The sequence below is a fragment of the Burkholderia sp. GW821-FHT14F03 genome, from assembly GCF_058803765.1.
Genome location: NZ_JBXAPG010000006.1, coordinates 127,927 through 145,591, shown reverse-complemented (window position 1 = coordinate 145,591; position 17,665 = coordinate 127,927). Strand labels below are relative to the sequence as shown.

15 protein-coding genes are annotated in these 17,665 nt (G+C 68.9%); 3 read left to right on the top strand and 12 right to left on the bottom strand.

Annotated features, from left to right (window positions below; all coding sequences use genetic code 11):
• Positions 1-140 precede the first annotated feature (140 nt).
• The 3 genes from AC1RQF_RS06640 to betC all read right to left on the bottom strand — a co-directional run bounded on the left by AC1RQF_RS06640 (position 141) and on the right by betC (position 4,029).
• Complete coding sequence (locus AC1RQF_RS06640; RefSeq protein ID WP_273997771.1) at positions 141-1,283, bottom strand: porin; 1,143 nt, start codon at positions 1,281-1,283, stop codon at positions 141-143.
• A gap of 215 nt (positions 1,284-1,498) precedes the next feature.
• Positions 1,499-2,473, bottom strand: a complete 975-nt coding sequence (choX, locus tag AC1RQF_RS06635; protein ID WP_273997769.1) for a choline ABC transporter substrate-binding protein — start codon at positions 2,471-2,473, stop codon at positions 1,499-1,501.
• Positions 2,470-4,029: a choline-sulfatase gene (betC, locus tag AC1RQF_RS06630; RefSeq protein ID WP_492871590.1), complete on the bottom strand. Its 1,560-nt coding sequence runs from the start codon at positions 4,027-4,029 to the stop codon at positions 2,470-2,472. Before betC ends, choX begins: the two co-directional genes overlap by 4 nt.
• A 133-nt stretch (positions 4,030-4,162) precedes the next feature.
• On the opposite strand from betC, the gene AC1RQF_RS06625 reads away from it, so the two are divergent.
• Both AC1RQF_RS06625 and purU read left to right on the top strand, forming a co-directional pair.
• On the top strand, positions 4,163-5,080 hold the full coding sequence (locus tag AC1RQF_RS06625; RefSeq protein ID WP_492871589.1) for a choline sulfate utilization transcriptional regulator: 918 nt from the start codon (positions 4,163-4,165) through the stop codon (positions 5,078-5,080).
• Between the two features lie 121 nt (positions 5,081-5,201).
• Complete coding sequence (gene purU, locus AC1RQF_RS06620) at positions 5,202-6,080, top strand: formyltetrahydrofolate deformylase (RefSeq protein WP_273997763.1); 879 nt, start codon at positions 5,202-5,204, stop codon at positions 6,078-6,080.
• Positions 6,081-6,172: 92 nt separating this feature from the next.
• On the opposite strand, the gene AC1RQF_RS06615 is transcribed toward purU, so the two are convergent.
• Genes AC1RQF_RS06615 through AC1RQF_RS06590 form a run of 6 tightly spaced genes read right to left on the bottom strand, consistent with a single transcriptional unit; the run spans position 6,173 to position 12,346 of the window.
• Positions 6,173-6,841, bottom strand: a complete 669-nt coding sequence (locus AC1RQF_RS06615) for a nucleoside/nucleotide kinase family protein (RefSeq protein ID WP_492871588.1) — start codon at positions 6,839-6,841, stop codon at positions 6,173-6,175.
• Positions 6,838-7,731: a sugar phosphate isomerase/epimerase family protein gene (locus tag AC1RQF_RS06610; protein ID WP_492871586.1), complete on the bottom strand. Its 894-nt coding sequence runs from the start codon at positions 7,729-7,731 to the stop codon at positions 6,838-6,840. Before AC1RQF_RS06610 ends, AC1RQF_RS06615 begins: the two co-directional genes overlap by 4 nt.
• Entirely contained in the window at positions 7,728-8,774 is a 1,047-nt protein-coding gene (locus tag AC1RQF_RS06605; protein ID WP_273997758.1) for an ABC transporter permease, read from the bottom strand. Before AC1RQF_RS06605 ends, AC1RQF_RS06610 begins: the two co-directional genes overlap by 4 nt.
• Entirely contained in the window at positions 8,771-9,790 is a 1,020-nt protein-coding gene (locus AC1RQF_RS06600; RefSeq protein WP_492871585.1) for an ABC transporter permease, read from the bottom strand. The genes AC1RQF_RS06605 and AC1RQF_RS06600 overlap by 4 nt, the downstream gene beginning before the upstream one ends.
• Positions 9,783-11,318 (bottom strand): sugar ABC transporter ATP-binding protein, encoded by a 1,536-nt coding sequence (locus AC1RQF_RS06595; protein WP_492871584.1) that lies wholly within the window; start codon positions 11,316-11,318, stop codon positions 9,783-9,785. The genes AC1RQF_RS06600 and AC1RQF_RS06595 overlap by 8 nt, the downstream gene beginning before the upstream one ends.
• A gap of 35 nt (positions 11,319-11,353) precedes the next feature.
• Positions 11,354-12,346, bottom strand: a complete 993-nt coding sequence (locus tag AC1RQF_RS06590) for a substrate-binding domain-containing protein (protein ID WP_273997753.1) — start codon at positions 12,344-12,346, stop codon at positions 11,354-11,356.
• A 180-nt stretch (positions 12,347-12,526) separates the two neighbouring features.
• On the opposite strand from AC1RQF_RS06590, the gene AC1RQF_RS06585 reads away from it, so the two are divergent.
• Complete coding sequence (locus AC1RQF_RS06585; protein ID WP_273997752.1) at positions 12,527-13,591, top strand: LacI family DNA-binding transcriptional regulator; 1,065 nt, start codon at positions 12,527-12,529, stop codon at positions 13,589-13,591.
• A 108-nt stretch (positions 13,592-13,699) separates the two neighbouring features.
• On the opposite strand, the gene AC1RQF_RS06580 is transcribed toward AC1RQF_RS06585, so the two are convergent.
• The 3 genes from AC1RQF_RS06580 to AC1RQF_RS06570 form a co-directional block, all read right to left on the bottom strand.
• Positions 13,700-15,355, bottom strand: coding sequence for a trimethylamine N-oxide permease (locus AC1RQF_RS06580; protein WP_273997751.1), 1,656 nt, complete (start codon positions 15,353-15,355; stop codon positions 13,700-13,702).
• Positions 15,356-15,522: 167 nt separating this feature from the next.
• Positions 15,523-16,386: a glycine betaine ABC transporter substrate-binding protein gene (locus AC1RQF_RS06575; protein ID WP_492871583.1), complete on the bottom strand. Its 864-nt coding sequence runs from the start codon at positions 16,384-16,386 to the stop codon at positions 15,523-15,525.
• Positions 16,387-16,517: 131 nt separating this feature from the next.
• A complete protein-coding gene (locus AC1RQF_RS06570; RefSeq protein ID WP_273997749.1) occupies positions 16,518-17,651 on the bottom strand; it encodes an FAD-binding oxidoreductase in 1,134 nt (377 codons plus the stop codon).
• Between the last annotated feature and the right edge of the window lie 14 nt (positions 17,652-17,665).

The following is a 17,665-nucleotide window of genomic DNA, read 5'->3' as shown; positions in this document are numbered from 1 at the left end:
GCGCGGGCGCGACGCCCGCCGGAGCATGCCCGGCACCAATACCGACGATCGGCGCCAGGGTTTCGCCGCTTCCCGGACAGCATGCGACGCCATCCTTCCGCGACGCGCATGACTCACGACGCGCGCGCCGCCGCGCCCGCTCAGAACGAATGGCGCATGCCGATCCGCACGTCCGCCTGGGTCTGCGTGGTCGACGGCGTGAAGCTGTAGCCGATCACGGCGTCCACGCCGTTCGACGCGCGCAGGTAATCGCCGGACAAATAGACGTCGGTGCGCTTCGACAGCAGGTAATGCACGCCCGCCGAGCCCTGGTTCCAGTGATTGCCCTCGAAGCGCGTGTGCTGGTAGCCGGCGATGAAGCTCAGCGCCGGGGTGAACTGGTAACTGCCGCCGCCTTCGTACACCTGCATGTGCGACGACTGGCCGAAGCCCTTGATCGTCGTATAGGTGAAGTTGCCCATCAGCGTGAGCTTGCCGAGCGCATAGCTCGACCCGACGCCGAAGGTGCCCTGGCTGTCGACGTTCATCGGCGTGTTCGCGTACAGGTCGGTGACCTGGCCCGTGGCCGGATTGACGCTCACGGTCGGCTGGCCGAGGAAGGTGTGGGTGCCGATCATCGCGTACGGGTCGAACGCGTAGATCCCGTTCGGGTTGTTGAGGCGCGTATAGGCCGCGCCGATCATGAAATCGCCCTGCGTGAAGTTCGCGCCGAGGCTGTAGGCGCTGTTGCGATGGAAATCGCCCGCCACGTTGCCGAACGAATACATGCCGCCGAACTTGAAGCCGCCGAACGTGTTCGACAGGAATTTCACCGAATTGGGCAGGCGGTCGCCGTTGAAGCGGTCGAAGTCGCCCTGGTGGATCGCGTAGCCGCTTCCCCACGCCGAGATATTGGTCGTGTAGACCATTTCGTTGGTCATGTCGAGCTGGTTGCCGAGCGACAGCGTGCCCCAGTCGTTCTGCAAGCCGACATAGGCCTGCCGGCCGAATTCCGCGCCGCCGAAGCCCAGGTTGCCATTGCCGAGCCGGAACCCGCTTTCGAGCACGAAGACCGCCTTCAGCCCGCCGCCCAGTTCCTCGACGCCCTTGAAGCCGATCCGGTTGCCGTAGGACACGCCGTCGTCGAACTTCACGACGCGCCCGCCTCCCGAGTTGCTCACATAGGTCACCCCGGCGTCGAGAATGCCGTACAGCGTGACGCTGCTCTGCGCGTAACCGGCGACCGGCACGCCCGCGAGTACGAGCGCCACTGCGCGCCACGCGACGCGCTTCGTCTTGTTCATGTCCACACCCTCCCTGCCCGCTGATTGGAAAGCGGACTCCACGCGCCACGCGGATCCGCGCCGCCTGCCTGCCTGTCTGTCTGTTCCACGCGCGGCGATCGTTGCGCGCCTTGTGCACAATCAACCGCCGCTCGCCAAAAAGTACAAACCCATATTTCGCGCTACCCGTCTCCAGGCGACATCGAATGGTCAGCAGACGACCCGGGCAGGCTGCGTCACGGCCCGGCCAGCGCCGCGCGCACCGCGGGCAGGCCCGGCGCGCCGTTCGCCGTGGTCACGCCGTCGAGCCATGCGGCGACGCGCGCCGGCTCGTCGCGCAGCGCCTGCCGCGCGGCGGCCTCGGCGGGCTGATGCGGGTCCAGGAGGCGCGCGATCAGGCGGTTTTCCAGATCGACGCCGAAGCGCATCTGGCGGAACAGGCGGGCGAGATTCGGACAGTCGGCGGCAAAGCCCGCGCGGGTCACCGTGTTGACGGTCGCGCTGCCGTAGTCGGGACCGAAGTACGCATCGCCGCCCGCGAGATACACGAGGTGGAAACGTGTATTCATCAGATGAGGCTCCCAGGCGAGGAACACGATCCACTCATGCGCGCGCACCGCGCGCTCGACCTGCGTCAGCATGCCGGTTTCGCTCGATTCGACGAGCGACCAGCGCGCGGGGCCGAGCGCGTGATCGTCGAGCATGCGCCGGATGCTCTGGTTCGCGGGCGCGCCGGGCTCGATGCCGTAGATCCGCGCGCCGAACCGGTCCGCCTGCCGCGCGAGATCCGCGAATTGCCGCACGCCGGCCGCCGCCACATAGTCCGGCACGGCCAGCGTGAATTTCGCGCCGCTCAGGTTCGCGCCGAGCACGTCGATCGCGCGCGCGTCGACGAACGGTTTCACGAGCGGCGCCTGCGCCGGCATCCAGTTGCCGAGGAACACGTCGATCTGCCCTTTCTTCAGACCTTGATAGGTGATCGGCACCGACAGGTTCGAGACGCTCTGGCGATAGCCGAGCGCCTTCAGCACGACGCCCGCGAGCGCGTTGGTCGCCTCGATGTCGGTCCAGCCCGGCGCGGCCATCCGCACCGCGCCGCACACGGCCGGCTCGCCGGCCCACGCGCCGCCGAGCGCGCCGGCCGCGAGCGCCGCGCCCGCCAGGAACCGCGCGAGGCGCGGGCCCCGCTTCATCCGCTCGATGCGTTTCATGATTCGCCTCCCCCATCGGCCCGCGTCGTCACGCGTGGAAAGCGCGCCATCGCCTCGACGTCGTCGAGCGCGAGATGGTTGCGCATGTAGCGGCGGCTCGCGTCCTGGAACGGCTGCCAGTCCCACGCGCGCACCTGGCCCTGGCTGCTCGCCTGGAAATGGAAACGCCGCCGCCGCTGGCTCGCGCGCACCGCTTCGCCCAGCGCGGCCAGATCCCAGCGCAGCGCCGCCTCGGTGCGAAACGCAGCGAGCGTCGCCGCCGCGCCCGGATCACCGGCCAGATTGACGCGCTCGCGCGGATCGTCGCGCAGGTCGTACAGTTGATCGGGATCGACGGGCGAATGCACGTACTTGTAGCGGCCGCGCCGGATCATCACGAGCGGCGCGACGGCCCCCTCGGCCAGATACTCGCCGAACGCCTCGTCATGGCCCGCGCCGCCCGTCAGGTGCGGCAGCAGGCTGCGGCCGTCGACCGGATCCGGCCACGCGGCCGGCGGCGCGCCCGTCGCCAGTTCGACGAGCGTCGGCAGCAGGTCGACGTGCGACACCGACGCCGCGACCCGCGCGGGCGCGAAGCAGCCGGGCGCGTGCACGATCAGCGGCACGCGGCAGCCGCCCTCGAAGAACGTCATCTTGTACCAGAGGCCGCGCTCACCCAGCATGTCGCCGTGGTCGGACGTGACGACGATCGTCGTATCGCTCGCGAAGCCGCTTTCCTCCAGCGCCGCGAGCACGGCGCCGAACTGCGCGTCGACATAGGAGGCCGCGCCGTAATAGGCGTGCCGCGCGCGCCGGACCTCGGCCTCGGACGGCGGCGCGGCGTCGTTCGCGCACACCGCGCGCAGGCGGCGCGAGTGCGGATCGTCGGCGACCTCGCCGCGGCCCACCGCGGGCAGATCGATGTCCTCGTGCTGATAGAGATCCCAATAGTCGCGACCGATCGCATACGGATCGTGCGGATGGGTCAGCGACACGACGAGGCAGAACGGCCGCGCGTCGCGGCCGGCCGCCCGCTCGCGCGCGATGTCGTAGAGCTTCTGGCGCGCGGCGAAGGTGACCTCGTCGTCGAAATCGAGCTGGTTCGTGCGCACGCACGGCCCGGCCTCGCGCACCGACGACATGTTGTGATACCAGCTCGGCCGCTCGTCCGGCCGGCTCCAGTCGGGCACCCAGCCGAAATCGGCCGGGTAGATGTCGGTGGTGAGCCGCTCCTCGAAGCCGTGCAGCTGGTCCGGCCCGCAGAAATGCATCTTGCCCGCGAGCACCGTGCGGTAGCCGGCCGCGCGCAGGTAGTGCGCGAAGGTCAGCGTCTGCGCGGGCAGTTCGGCCGCGTTGTCGTAGGCGCCGATCGCGGCGGGCAGCTTGCCCGTCATCAGCGAGAAGCGCGACGGCGCGCACAGCGGGCTCGCGCAGTAGGCCGAATCGAACACCACGCCCTCGGCGGCCAGCCGGTCGAGATGCGGCGTGCGCACCAGCGGGTGACCGTACGCGCGCAGCGCGAACGGCGTCAGCTGATCCGCCATGAGGATAAGGATATTCCGCTTTGTATGAAGCATCGCGCGCACCGTGGATTAGAATCGTCGGAGCCTTGCGGCGTCGGCCGCGCGGCCTGTCGGGGTGAATCCACTATGAGCGCCCGGCGGCGCGCCGTGAAGACGCCCGATTCTTATGAGCCCATTAGAGGTGCTTATGACGAGACCAGACCCGCTGCCGCCGCTGCAGGCGCTGTCGGCATTCGAATCGGCCGCGCGCCTCGCGAGCTTCACGGCCGCCGCACGCGAGCTGGGCGCGACGCAACCGGCCGTCAGCCAGCGCGTCGTGCAGCTGGAAACCGATCTGGGCGCGCCGCTGTTCGCGCGCGGCCATCGCGGCGTGACGCTGACCGAGGACGGCGCGCGGCTGTTCGAGGCGGTGCGCCACAGCCTCGACGCGCTGCGCGTCGCGAGCGCCGACATTCGCGCGCGCCGCGCGCGCGGCGCGCTGACCCTCGTCACCGATTTCGGCTTCGCCACCTACTGGCTGATGCCGCGCCTGGCCGAATTGAAGCGCGCGATGCCCGACGTGGACGTGCGCGTGGTCACCTCGCAGGCGCTCGATCCGCGGCGCGAGCAGGCCGACGTCGCGATCCTGTTCGGCGACGGCGCATGGCCGTCCTGCACGTCGACGCGGCTGTTCCCGGAAGCGGTCACGCCCGTCTGCTCGCCCGCGTTCCGCGCCGCGCACGCCGCGGCCGTCGCGCGCCCGGCCGACCTGCTGCCCCTGCCCCTGCTGCACGTGCAGCCGACCGACCCGGAGCGCTGGCTCGCATGGCGCGACTGGTTCGGCGCGCATGACCTCGATGCGCCGCACGGCACGCACGGGCTCACCTTCAACAGCTACGCGCTCGTGATCCACGCGGCGCTGATGCACCAGGGCGTCGCGCTCGGCTGGGCGCCGCTCGTCGACGCGCTGATCGAGAGCGGCCAGTTGGTGCGGCTGATCGACACGCCGGTCGTCACGCCGCGCGGCTACTTCCTCGTGCGGCCGCCCGCGCGCCCGGAAGCGCCGGCGGTGTCGCTGTTCCGCCGCTGGCTGCTCGACGCGTGCGCGGCGGCGCTGCCGGCCTGACGCGCCGATACCAGCGGCACGGCGTTCCGGTTCTATCCGCGCGGGGCGCGGCCCTGCTCTACTTGAGCCACGCATCCGGCCCGCGCCGGGCGCGTCCCGCTCAACGAGAACCGAGGAACGCATGACCGCCCCATCCCGCCCCCCTTCGTTCGTGCTGACCCTGTCCTGCCCGAGCGCCGCCGGCCAGGTGGCGGCGGTGGTCGGCTTCCTCGACCGGCGCCGCTGCTATATCGACGAGCTGAGCGTATTCGACGACGATCTGAGCCAGCGCTTCTTCGTGCGCTGCGGGTTTCATCCGACGGATGACGCAACCGCGCCGCCGGATCTCGACGCGCTGCGCCGCGAGTTCGCGCCGATCGCGGCCGGCTTCGACATGCAATGGGCGATCCACGACGCGAGCGCGCGCCCGAAGGTGCTGATCCTGGTGTCGAAGCTCGAGCATTGCCTCGCGGACCTGCTGTTCCGCTGGAAGATGGGCGAACTGAAGATGGACATCATCGGGATCGCGTCGAATCATCCCGACCTCGCGCCGCTGGCCGCGCAGCACGGCCTGCCGTTCCGGCATTTCCCCATCACGGCGGACACCAAGGCGCAGCAGGAAGCACAGTGGCTCGACCTGTTCGAGACGAGCGGCGCGGAGCTGGTGATCCTCGCGCGCTACATGCAGGTGCTGTCGCCGGAAACCAGCGCGCGGCTCGGAAACCGAGCGATCAACATCCATCATTCGTTCCTGCCCGGCTTCAAGGGGGCGAAGCCCTACCATCAGGCGCATACGCGCGGCGTGAAGCTGATCGGCGCGACCGCGCATTTCGTCACCGACGATCTCGACGAAGGGCCGATCATCGAGCAGGTGGTCGAGCGGGTCGACCATGCCTATCGGCCGGAACAGCTGCTCGCGGCCGGGCGCGACGTGGAGTGCATCACGCTCGCGCGCGCGGTCAAGGCGTTCATCGAGCGGCGCGTGTTTCTCAACGGGGATCGGACGGTGGTGTTTTCGTAGGGGGCGGGCGGGCCGGTGCGGGTGCCCGGTCTGCGCCTACGATGCTTATCGTCAGGGGAATCCGACTCCGGAGGCAGGCAACGTGACGCCGGTCACTCCGTCTGCGCCGCGCCGTTTTCCACCACGAAGTCCGCCGCCACGCTGTGCGCCTGCACGAGATCGACATTCGGAAGATCGTTGTCGTCGAGCTTCGCGCGGATCGCCGCGTCATCCATCCCATACCCGCGCCAGCGCGCGGCGAGCCGCTCGACCAGCACCGGGCGCGGCACGGCCAGCATCACCGTCGCGTCGAACAGCGGCCGCAGCACCGCCCAGTCGGGATCGTCGAGCAGCAGATAATTGCCCTCGACGAACACGAGCCGCGCCGATGCAGGCACGATCTCCGCGCCCGCGCGCGCGATTTCCAGCGTGCGGTCGAATACCGGCACCGCGATCGCCTTGCCGTCGTCCGCACGCAGCCGCGCGAGCAGCGCGGCGAGCCCGTCGACGTCGAAGGTGAACGGCGCACCCTTGCGCGCGCGCTGGCCGCGCGCGTTCAGCACGCGGTCGTCGAAATGAAAGCCGTCCATCGCGAGTACCGCCGCGACGCCCGGGGTGGTCGCGTTGAGGGCATCGCACAGGTGGGCGGCGAAGGTGCTCTTGCCCGAGCCGGGCGGCCCGGCAATCGCGATCACGCGGCGCGGCGCGTGTTGCGTGTCGCGCAGCGCGGCGAGCAGGGTGTCGGCGTCCACGGCGCTTGCCTTCGTTGCCATCCCGCTCATGACAATTGACTCCGCTCGGCCTGCTTCAGGACTTCCCGCGCCGCCTTCAGCTGCACGCGCATATACGCGAGCGCGTGGGCGGCCAGATCGCCGCTGTCTTCCCACAGGTTGCGCCAGATCGCGAGGATCCCTTCGAGCGGCTGCCCGACCACGCGCGACGAGAAACTCTCGAACGCGATCGGCCCCGCGTACCCGGTTGCCGCGAGCGCGCGAAAAATTGCCGTGAAATCGATGCTGCCCGAGCCCAGGTAGCCGCGATGCGAATCGCCGACGTGGACATAGCCGAGATACGCGCCGGTCTCGCGGACCGCGGCCGCCGCGTCGGATTCCTCGATATTCATGTGATAGGTATCCAGATGCACTTTCACCATGCGCCGGTCAATCCGCCGGCACAGCTCGACGCCCTGCGACGCCGTATTCAGCACGTTCGATTCATAACGGTTGACCACCTCCAGGCCGAGCGTGATGCCGCTCGCCTCGGCCTGCTCCGCGACCCGGGCGAGCACATCGACCGACATCGCGATACCTTCCGGCGTCGCCGGGACCGCATATTTTTGAAATGCCGAGTAGAGGATGCCACAGAGATGCGTCGCGCCGCAGTCGCGCGCGACGCGCAACGCATCTTCCAGCTTGCGCAGGCCGCGCGCGGCCTTCGCCGGGTCGCCGCTCGCGATGTCGGACTCCGCGTCGAGCCCGAGCGAAAACGTCACGCCCAGGCCGTTGCGTTCGAGTTCGCGCCGGGTGAACGCGACATCGATCGATGCCGGGTCGAGCGCCGGCACCTCGATGAAATCGAAGCCGGTCTCGGCCGTCCGCGCGATCGCCCGCGCGCAGGCCTCACGCGACCAGTCGGCCTCCCACACCAACGCATGTACGCCCAGCTTGTTCATTCGCTCCCCCTTCGTTGACGAGATCCGGGGCCGCCCGTCGCGCGCCCCGCGATATGAATCCGCGCGAACAGCCGCGGCGCGATCCGGGTCCAGCCCCAGCGGGCCGCCATCACCGCGAGCAGGAACGCGCCCCACAGCGCGGTCGCGAGATGCTGGCTCGCGCCGAGCAGGTTGAGCCCCGAGGCCATCACCTGCAGGATCACGAGCGCCACCACCACCGGCGCAACCCGGCCGAAACCGCCGAACGGATCGACGCGACCGAGAAAGCAGGCAAGCACGGCGATCAGCAGCAGCGCCTCGCCATGCCCGACCCGCACCGAATTGAAACGGGCCAGCATGACGATGCCGGCCACGCCGCACATGAGCCCCGACAGCATGTAGACGCGCGCGAGCGAGCGCGCCGTCGCGATGCCGGAATAGCGGGTCGCTTCGAGATTCGAACCGATCATGCGTGTGACGAAACCCAGCCGCGTGTATGCAAGCACGACATGCATCAGCAGCGCGCAGCCCGCGAAGACCCACAACGGCGCGGGAATGCCGAGCCAGATCCCGTTGCCGAGCGCGCGTACGGCGGGTGGAAAGCCGGAAATGTCGCCGCCCCGGGTCAGATATTCGCCGAGGCCGCGCACGAAGATCATGGCGGACAGCGACACCAGGATGGCGCTCGCGCCCGTGCAGGCAATGATCGCGCCGATCAGCCAGCCGATCGCCGCGCCCGTCGCCAGCGCGGCGGCGGCGCCCGCGACGATCACGCCGAGGCTCGCGTCCGCGCCGCCGTGCGCCTGGATCACCGCCGCCATCGCGAGCCCGGCGAGGTTCGCGGTGAACGTCACCGCGAGATTGATGCCGCCCGACATCAACGGCAGCAGCATCGCCAGCGCGAACAAACCCAGCTCCGGCAGCTGGAAGGCGATCGACACGAAGGTGCCGCCCGTCAGGAAGCGGGGCGAGGCCATGCCCAGCGCGAGGGTGACGAGCGCCAGGAAGCCGAGCAGGCCGGCCACGTCGGCCGGCACGACGCGCCGGGGAGAACGGGAATTCATGGCCGACCTCCGGCACGGGGCGACACGACGCGACGCGCGCCGAACAGACGGGTGACGCGCTCGCCGGACAACGTGATCGCGGCGAGAATGATCGCGCCGACAATCATCTTGAAGGCGTACGGCGAAATGCCGAGCAGGTTGAGCCCGTTCGCGGTCAACGACACCAGCAGGATCCCGAGCACCGCGCCGGGCACGCTGCCGCGCCCGCCGCCCAACCGCGCGCCGCCGAGCACCACGGCCGCGAGCACGTCGAGTTCGCGCCCGTAGAGCGCGTTGGGCACCACTTCCTGCACGTCGTGCGCCTGCATCAATCCGGCGATGCCCGCCGTCATCCCGAGCCAGCCGTACGCGATGTAGTGCATCGCGCCGATCGGAATGCCGATGCGGCGCGCAGCCTCCGGGTTATCGCCCGCCGCGTACAACTGCCGGCCGGTCGTCGTGCGCGCGAGCAGGAACCAGGTCGTGGCCACCACCACGGCCATCACGCCGGCCGGCAGCGCGAGGTCGGCGACGCCGCCCGCCGTCTCGACCCGCACGAGCGACACGCGGCGGGTCCACCAGTCCGGCAGATCGTAGATCGACACACCGCCCGTCGCGAACATCAGGCCGCCGAAGAACAGGTTGAAGGTGGCGATCGTCGCAACGATCGACACGATGCGAAAGCGCTGCACGAGCGTGGCGTTGAACGCCCCGAGCAGCGCCCCGTAGCCGGCCGCGGCGGCAAAACCGAGCGCCCAGTTGCCGCCGCCGAGCCGCATCATGGTCAGCGCGGTCAGATACTGGACGACCGATGCGCCGACCGCGAACGAGATGTCGATGCCGCCCGCGATCAGCACGACCAGCAGGCCGGCCGCGAAGATCAGGTTGACCGCGCTCTGGTTCAGGAGGTCGAACAGGTTCGACACCGTGAGGAACGCCGGCGAGGCGAGCGCGAGGCCGAGCGCCATCAGCACGATGGCCGCGCACAGCAGCCGCTCGACCGCGCCGAATGCCGAGGGTCGGATGGATTCACGCATGGACGTCCCGCTCGATCTGATCGATGTCGACCGCGCCCGGCACGTATTGCGCGACGATGCGGCCGTCGCGCATGTGCAGGATCCGGTCGGCGTTGAAGTACACCTCGGGAATTTCGTCGGAGATCAGCAGGATCGCCATGCCGCCGGCGGCCAGCTCGCGCACGATCGCGAAAATGCCCGCGCGCGCGCCGACGTCGACGCCGACCGTCGGCGCATCGAGGATCAGCACCTTCGGCCCGGCGGCCAGCCATTTCGCCAGCACGATGCGCTGCTGGTTGCCGCCCGACAGCGTCGACACCGGATCGTCCACGCGACCGACCCTGACCGCGAGCCGGCCGATCCAGTCGTCGACGAGCACGGCGCGACGGCGCGGCGAGATCAGCCCCGCCGCGCCGAGCAGGCGCTTGAGTACGGCCAGCACCGTGTTGTCGCCGATCGACTGCGCCTGCACGAGCCCGAGCTGCAAGCGGTCTTCCGACACGTACGCGATGCCGGCGCGGATCGCGTCGCGATTGGACGCGAGCGCGAGCGGCCGGCCTTCGAGCCGGATCGCGCCGGCCGTCGGCCGGGTCATGCCGAACAACGACAGCGCAAGCTCGGTGCGGCCCGCGCCGAGCCGGCCCGTCACGCCGAGGATCTCCCCCCGGCGCAGCGCGAACGACACGTCGTCGTACTCGCCATGTCGGGACAGACCATCGACCTCGAGCACGACGGGCGCATCGGCGCGATCGGCTGCACGCACCGCATCGTCGAGGCGGCGGCCCGTCATCAGCTCCGCGAGGCGCGCCTGGGTCATGCCCGCGGTCGGGAAGCTGCCGACCAGCGCGCCGTCGCGCATCACCGTGACCCGGGTACACACGTCGAGCACTTCGGCGAGCCGATGGCTCACGAACACCACGGCGATGCCGTCGTCCGACAGCCGCCGCACGATCGCGAGCAATGCGCGCGTCTCGGCATGGCTGAGCGACGCGGTCGGTTCGTCCATGAACACGAGCCGCGCATCGGCGACGAGCGCACGGGCAATCGCGACGGTCTGCCGCTGCGCGATCGACAGCGCGCGCACGGGCGCATCGAGCGCGAGCGGCACGCCGAGCCGTTCGAGAATGCGCGCCGCGGCAGCCGCCGTCCGGCGGTCATCGACCAGGCGCGGCCGCGCCCCGAGGTTGTATTCGAACGCGATGTTCTCGGCCACCGTGAGCTCCGCGAACAGCGCGAGATCCTGCCAGATCACCTGGATCCCGAGCGCGCGCGCGACGGCCGGATCGAGCCGGTCGAGCCGACGGCCGTCGAAGCAGATGCGCGCGCCCGGTTCCGGCGCGTGGACGCCGCTCACGATCTTGATCAGCGTGCTCTTGCCGCAACCGTTTTCTCCCGCGAGACACAGCACCTCGCCGGGCATCACGTCGAACCGCACCTGCCGCAGCGCATGCACGCCGCCGAAGCACTTCGACACGTTATCGAGCGCGAGCAGCGGCGCGCACCCGGCCACGGCGGGCGGGCTCGATTCGTTCGGCATCACGGAGCGCATCGTCGTCCTCCTGTCGGGTCGCTGCACGGCGACGCTCACAGCCCTTGCTTCGCGAGTGCGTCGACCGTCGCGGCGTTCAACTCGACCAGTTGATCGACGATCAGCGTATGCCCGACGGGGTGGACGACGCCAAGCCCCGGAATCGTCATGCCGTCCTTGATCGGCTGCCCCTTCGCGACCATCGTGCCGAGCGTGACGAACACCTCGCCCGCCTGCTCGGGATTCCACATGTAACCGCCGCTCAACACGCCGTCGTGGACGAGACGCCGGCCCTGCCCCGGCGAGAACGGGCCCAGCACGAACACCTTGCCCTTCGCATTGCGTTCGGCCACCGCGCGCGCGGCGCCGATCGGCCCCTGGCTGCCGAATGCCAGAATCGCCCTCAGGTTCGGATGCGCGCGCATCAGGTCGAGCGCGGTCCGGCGTGAAGCATCGACGTCCTCGGCCACGCCATAGCGGTCGCCCACGAGCTTCATGCCCGGCTGATTCGCCTTCAGATACGCGATGGCGGCATCCGCCCACGCGTTGTGCAGCGGCACCGTGAGCGACCCGACGAAGACCGCGTATTCGCCCGTGCCGCCCAGCGCCTGCGCAAGCTTCTTCGCGTAGGCCTCGCCGAATCCCTTCGCGGAGGCCAGTTCGAAATCCCAGTCCGCGTTCTGTTGGCGCGGCGATTCGTGCGTGATCACCTTGATGCCGGCGGCGCGGGCGCGCTGCAGCACCGGCTCCAGCACCTGGGCATCGTTCGGCACGACGCCGATCACGTCGACGCGCTGCGCGATCAAGTCCTCGATCGCCCGCACCTGGAGCGCCGGATCCGCGCTCGTCGGCCCGATCATGAAAGCCTTCACGCCGAGTTGCGCCGCACGCTTGCGGATGCCGGCCTCCATCGCGTTGAACCACGGAATGCCGCCCACCTTCACCACCACGCCGATCACCGGTTGGTCCGGCGAGCCGACGGCCGGACCGGCCGTCAGCGCCAAGGCGATGATTCCCGCGCACAGCGCGCGCACGATGCTCGTCGACATGTCTCCTCCAGCGGGCGCGACCGCCCAATTTTAAAATTCCACCTTCGGGTTTGCTGAATGGATTCAGCTCTTTGGTTTCGTGTATGCTGAATCCATTCAGCTTCCGTTGTAAGCATGGGAAAACCCTGACATCCCGTGAGTTGGGGCACGCAACGAGAACAAACAGACCGAGGGTGGCGGATGAAGAGCGGCAATGGCGGACGCAAGTCCACGATCTACGACATCGCGAAGGCGACGGGCGCGTCCACGTCGACGGTCAGCATGGTGCTGAACGGCACCTGGGCACGCTATCGCATCAAGGAGGAGACCGCGCAGCGCATTCTCGCGAGCGCGCGCGCACTCGGCTATCACGTGAACCTCAGCGCGCGCGGCCTGCGCCTGTCGCGCTCGGGGCTCGCGGGCATGATCATTCCACACTATCGCAACCGCTTCTTCGCGGGGCTCGCGCAGCACTTCGAGGACCACGCGCGTCAGCGCGGCTTATGCCCGATCGTGGTCGGCACGCAGCGCGACGCGACGGTCGAGCATGACGTCGTGCGGACCTTGCTCGCGCAACGCGTCGAACTGCTATTCATCGCGGGCGTGCGCGACCCGGAGCCGCTCAACCTGCTCTGTGCGGACGCGGGCGTGCCGTGCGTGAATCTCGACCTGCCCGGCGCGGGCGCGCCGTCGGTGGTGACGGACAACCGCGCCGGCGCCGCGCGGCTTGCCGGGGTCCTGCTCGACAAGCTGCTGGCGCGTGGCGCGCCCCCGGCGGCGCTGGTCATGCTGGGCGGCATCGCCGGCGAATACGCGACCGCTGAACGGATCGCCGGCTTCCGCGACGCCTTCGACCAACGTGGACTCGCCGCGCCCGCGCCGGACGCGATCGACTGCTGCGGCTATAGTCCCGCGGCCGCGCGTCACGCGCTCGCTCAGCGTCGCGGCGCGCTGGGTCACTTTCCGGCCGGCGTGCTGATGAACTCGATCACGGCGTTCGAGGGGCTCGTGCAGTTCACGTCGGATCTGCCCGCCGCCGCGTGGCGCGATGCGGTAGTCGGCTGCTTCGACTGGGATCCTTTCGCCGCGCATCTACCGTTCGACGTGACGATGCTGCGCCAGGATGTTCAGAAGATGATGGCGGAGGCATACGCGCTGCTCGACGCCGGTGACGCGGATCCATCGCGCCGGGTGATGGTGCCGGCGAGCTTCACGCACACGCTCGACGAGGATGACGCGGTGTATCACGAAGCAGGTGCGCCCTGAGCGGCCGCGCGCGAAGCCCGCTGATCGTCGCGCACCACCGCGCCTCAAAACCAGAAGGCCCGGGTTGAACCGCACCCGGGCCTTCGTTCACCGCATTTCTTCGCAGACCTACCTGACCCAGGCAAAGTAATAGGCGACGCCGATAGTCAGCGCCGCGCCCGCGAGCGTCGCGTATGGCGCAGCATCGAACCAGCGGCTGCGCGCCGGCACCGCCAACACCACGTCGCGCCGCATCTGCTCCGGGAAACGCCCGCGATCCTGCCAGTAATGGCGATACAGGAACACCGGCACGATCAGCAACATCGCGATCAGCCCGTTGCGCAGCGTGCCCTCGCCTTGCAGGTTGGCGCCCGCGCCCACGTAAACGAGATTGGCGAACCCGCACAGCGCGCCCAGCGCCAGCAGCCAGGTCGGGCAGCGGAACGGCCGCTCCCAGCCGCCGCGGTCCATGCGATGAATCCAGCCCGACTGAAGATTCAGGAACACGAACAGCATGTAGCAGACGTTCGAGATCGACAGCACGGTCATGTAGTCCGACATCATCAGCAGGACGAGGTTGAACCCGAGGTCGGTCCACATCGCGCGCGTCGGCGAGCCGTGCTCGTTCACCTGCGACAGGTACTTGGGCAGCCAGCCGTCGACCGACGCCTGATACAGCGTGCGCGACGAGCCCATCATCGAGGTCATCACGATCAGCAGGATCGACAGCATCAGCATCACGACGACCGCGTTCGCGATCCACGCGCCGCCGCCGACGATCTTCGCCATCGCGGCCGCGACGCCCGTGCCGTCGCCGATCTTCGGATCGAGCATCGCCGCCGTGCCGAGCGCGCCCTGGAACGCCAGCGGCACCAGCGTCATCACGACCAGGCACAGCGCGCCCGACCAGAAGATCGCCTTCGCGGTGTCGCGGCGCGGATCGCGGAATTCGCGCGTGTAGCAGACCGCCGTCTCGAATCCGTAGGAGGCCCAACCGGCCATGAACATCGCGCCGAGCGCCATCACGACGCCCTGGCCGTTCCAGCTGCCGAACGACGCGGCGGTGAGCTGGCCGTTCGCGTCGTGACCGAGCGGCAACAGCGGCAGGAGATTCGACATGGGCACGTCGCCCGTGACGAACGGCACGATGCCGACGATGAGCAGCGGCGTGAGCGAGGCGATGCCGAGGATGCGCTGCGTGCGCGCGGCCTTGGCGGCCCCGCTGTGCTGCAGCTTGAACGTGACGAGAAGCAGGAGCGCCGCGATCACGAAGGTCGCGTTGATCCGCAGGGTGAGGCCGGGCTTGATGAAACCGAGGTCGGCAAGGGTCCATTGCCAGTGCTGGATCGCGGCGTCGGCCGGGAACAGGCTCGTGAGCGCGTAGCTCGCGGCCAGCCCGCAGCCCAGCGCCAGCATTGGCGACCACGCGAGCCAGTTGCACCACACCGAAACCGGAGCGATCAGCTTGCTGTATCGCACCCATCCAATCGCGCCGTACACCGACGCGCCGCCCGATTTATGGGGAAACAGCCCGGAGATTTCCGCATAAGTCGCGCTTTGAACCAGGCCCATCGTGATCGCGGCGATCCAGATCGCCCACGCGGGTTGGCCTACCGTGGCGCACACGCCGCCGATCGTGAACAGCACGCCCGCAGGCACGCCGCTCGTGACCCAGAATGCATCCTTCCAGGTCAGGCCACGATGCAGCGTGTGGCCCTTCACATCATGTGAGATCGTGTCTCCGACCGTGTCTGCGCGGCATGTTCGCAGCCCTGCGTGACTCATCCAAATCCCCCTGTGAAGACGTCGCACAATCACATAGTTTAACAACGGATGTGTTCGGAAGTCCAGAAAACGTCTGTTTTTATCGATAAATTACGCGATTCGTGAAATTTAATTCGCCATCCTCACCATGAATTCCACTCTTTCGCGCGATGACGATCGAGACGGCTTCATGGCGCGGAAGCGACCCATTCGTTCACGCGATCCGCGTGCGCGGCGATCCACGCATCGGCGGCCGCATCGGGCTTCGCGCCGCTCCGGATCGCGAGCATCACGCCGTCGATCTCGCCCGGTTTCCACTGGAATTTCCGCAGGAACGCCGCGACCGGTTTCGCCTTGGTTTCGAGGCCCGGATTCGCGACGCTGTCGACGTGTTCGGCCTCGCCGTAGACTTTCTTCGGATCGTCGAGGAAGCGCAGCTTCCATTTCGCGAACATCCAGTGCGGCGCCCAGCCCGTGACCACCACCGGGCGGTTCGCGTGGATCGAGCGCGCCAGCTCCGCCGTCATCGCACCGCCCGAGCTGGCCATCAGCGTGTAGCCGAGGCCGTAGTTCCTGATCGCGTCGTCGGTCTTGCGCATCACGCCCGCGCCGGCGTCGATGCCGACGATGCGGCCGCCGAAGTCGGCCTTCTCCGCGCCCAGCTCGTCGATGCGCTTCGCCTTCACGTAGTCGGGCACGATCAGCCCGATCCGCGCATCGGGAAAGTTCGTGCCGAGGTTCACCACCTTGGTCTTGAACTGATCCCAGTACGCGCCCTGCGTGACCGGCAGCCAGGCGGACAGAGTCGCATCGAGGTCGCCGCGCGCCACGCCCTGCCACATCACGCCCGCCGCCACCGGCACGAGCTGCACCGGATAGCCGAGCCGCTTCTCGATGATCCGCGCGGCGACGTTGGTGGTCGCGACGCTGTCGTCCCAGCCCTCGACGTAGCCGATCCTGAGCGTCGGCTTCGCATCCGCGAGCACCGGCGCGGCCGCGACCAGCAGGGCGGACAGCGCGCCGCCACACAGCAGTCTGGCGAGAAGTTTCATGGTCGATCTCCTTGGGGTGGGGGAACAATGCAACGCCTCTCAGGTTCCAGCATCCTCAACCACAAATTCGCGCGACCGTTCTTTTGCGACACGTCCTTGCCCGGCGGCGACGCGCGCCGCCACGCCCGGCGTCACTTGTCGATCACGAGATCCGACAGCGGCTTGCTGCAGCAGAGCAGCACCATGCCCTGATCGATCTCGCGCTGGCGGATCCCGCCGTTGTGCTTCATCTCGACCTGCCCCTCGACGAGCTTGACCTTGCAGGTGCCGCACATGCCCTGCGTGCAGGAGGCCGGCAGACGCACGCCGGCCTGCCGCGCGGCGTCGAGCACGTGCTGGCCCGCGCCGCAATGGATTTCGCGCCGGCTCTTCGCGAAGCTCACCGTGTACTGCGCCGCGTCGGTGGCTTCCGCGGCGGCGGGCGACGCGTCGACCGCCGCCTCCGCGGCCAGCGTCTCGAACGAGAAGCTTTCCTCGTGATAGCGGCTGCGCGCGAAGCCCGCTTCGTCGAGCAGGTCGCGCACCGCCTTCATGTACGGCGCGGGGCCGCACGTGAAGATCTCGCGCTCCATGAAATCCGGCGCCATCAGCTTCAGCAGGGACAGCGACAGGAAGCCCGTCACGCCGTGCCAGTGCGTGCGCGCGCCGACGCGCTCGCACACGAACGCGGTGCGGAAGTTCGCCTGGCTCGCCGCGATCAATTCCAGCTCGCGCGCGAAGATGATGTCGTCCGGCGTGCGCGCGCTGTGCACGAACACGATGTCGCGGTCCTCCGCGAGATCGTGGTGCGCGCGGCTCATCGACATCAGCGGCGTGATGCCGGACCCGGCCGACAGGAACAGGTACTTGCGCGCCGGATGCCGCGCGCAGGTGAATTCGCCCGCCGGGCCGAGCACGCGGATCGACGCGCCCGGTTGCAGGTTGTCGTGCAGCCAGTTCGACACCGTGCCGCCCGGCACGCGCTTCACCGTGATCGACAGCGTGTGCGGGCGCGCGGGCGACGACGAGATCGTGTAGCAGCGATTCACGCGCTCGCCGTCGATCTCGATTTCGAGCGTGATGAACTGCCCCGGCTCGAACGCGAAGGCGCGCCCGGCCGGCGAACGGAAGAAGAAGCTCTTCACGTCGTGCGTCTCCTGGCGCACCTGGCAGCACACGAGCGCATCCTCTTCGTCGCTGTTCCAGCAGCCGGGCAGCGCGCGCCAGAACGCGGGACGGCTTACGCGGCTGTCGGCCGGCTCGAAATTCTCGACATCTCGCATCATCTGTCGCCCCCTCC

Excerpts from the sequence above, each read along its gene's own strand:
- AC1RQF_RS06640 (WP_273997771.1), bottom strand. The coding sequence starts at position 1,283 with ATGAACAAGACGAAGCGCGTCGCGTGGCGCGCAGTGGCGCTCGTACTC.
- choX (WP_273997769.1), bottom strand. The coding sequence starts at position 2,473 with ATGAAACGCATCGAGCGGATGAAGCGGGGCCCGCGCCTCGCGCGGTTC.
- betC (WP_492871590.1), bottom strand. The coding sequence starts at position 4,029 with ATGCTTCATACAAAGCGGAATATCCTTATCCTCATGGCGGATCAGCTG.
- AC1RQF_RS06625 (WP_492871589.1), top strand. The coding sequence starts at position 4,163 with ATGACGAGACCAGACCCGCTGCCGCCGCTGCAGGCGCTGTCGGCATTC.
- purU (WP_273997763.1), top strand. The coding sequence starts at position 5,202 with ATGACCGCCCCATCCCGCCCCCCTTCGTTCGTGCTGACCCTGTCCTGC.
- AC1RQF_RS06615 (WP_492871588.1), bottom strand. The coding sequence starts at position 6,841 with ATGAGCGGGATGGCAACGAAGGCAAGCGCCGTGGACGCCGACACCCTG.
- AC1RQF_RS06610 (WP_492871586.1), bottom strand. The coding sequence starts at position 7,731 with ATGAACAAGCTGGGCGTACATGCGTTGGTGTGGGAGGCCGACTGGTCG.
- AC1RQF_RS06605 (WP_273997758.1), bottom strand. The coding sequence starts at position 8,774 with ATGAATTCCCGTTCTCCCCGGCGCGTCGTGCCGGCCGACGTGGCCGGC.
- AC1RQF_RS06600 (WP_492871585.1), bottom strand. The coding sequence starts at position 9,790 with ATGCGTGAATCCATCCGACCCTCGGCATTCGGCGCGGTCGAGCGGCTG.
- AC1RQF_RS06595 (WP_492871584.1), bottom strand. The coding sequence starts at position 11,318 with ATGCGCTCCGTGATGCCGAACGAATCGAGCCCGCCCGCCGTGGCCGGG.
- AC1RQF_RS06590 (WP_273997753.1), bottom strand. The coding sequence starts at position 12,346 with ATGTCGACGAGCATCGTGCGCGCGCTGTGCGCGGGAATCATCGCCTTG.
- AC1RQF_RS06585 (WP_273997752.1), top strand. The coding sequence starts at position 12,527 with ATGAAGAGCGGCAATGGCGGACGCAAGTCCACGATCTACGACATCGCG.
- AC1RQF_RS06580 (WP_273997751.1), bottom strand. The coding sequence starts at position 15,355 with ATGAGTCACGCAGGGCTGCGAACATGCCGCGCAGACACGGTCGGAGAC.
- AC1RQF_RS06575 (WP_492871583.1), bottom strand. The coding sequence starts at position 16,386 with ATGAAACTTCTCGCCAGACTGCTGTGTGGCGGCGCGCTGTCCGCCCTG.
- AC1RQF_RS06570 (WP_273997749.1), bottom strand. The coding sequence starts at position 17,651 with ATGATGCGAGATGTCGAGAATTTCGAGCCGGCCGACAGCCGCGTAAGC.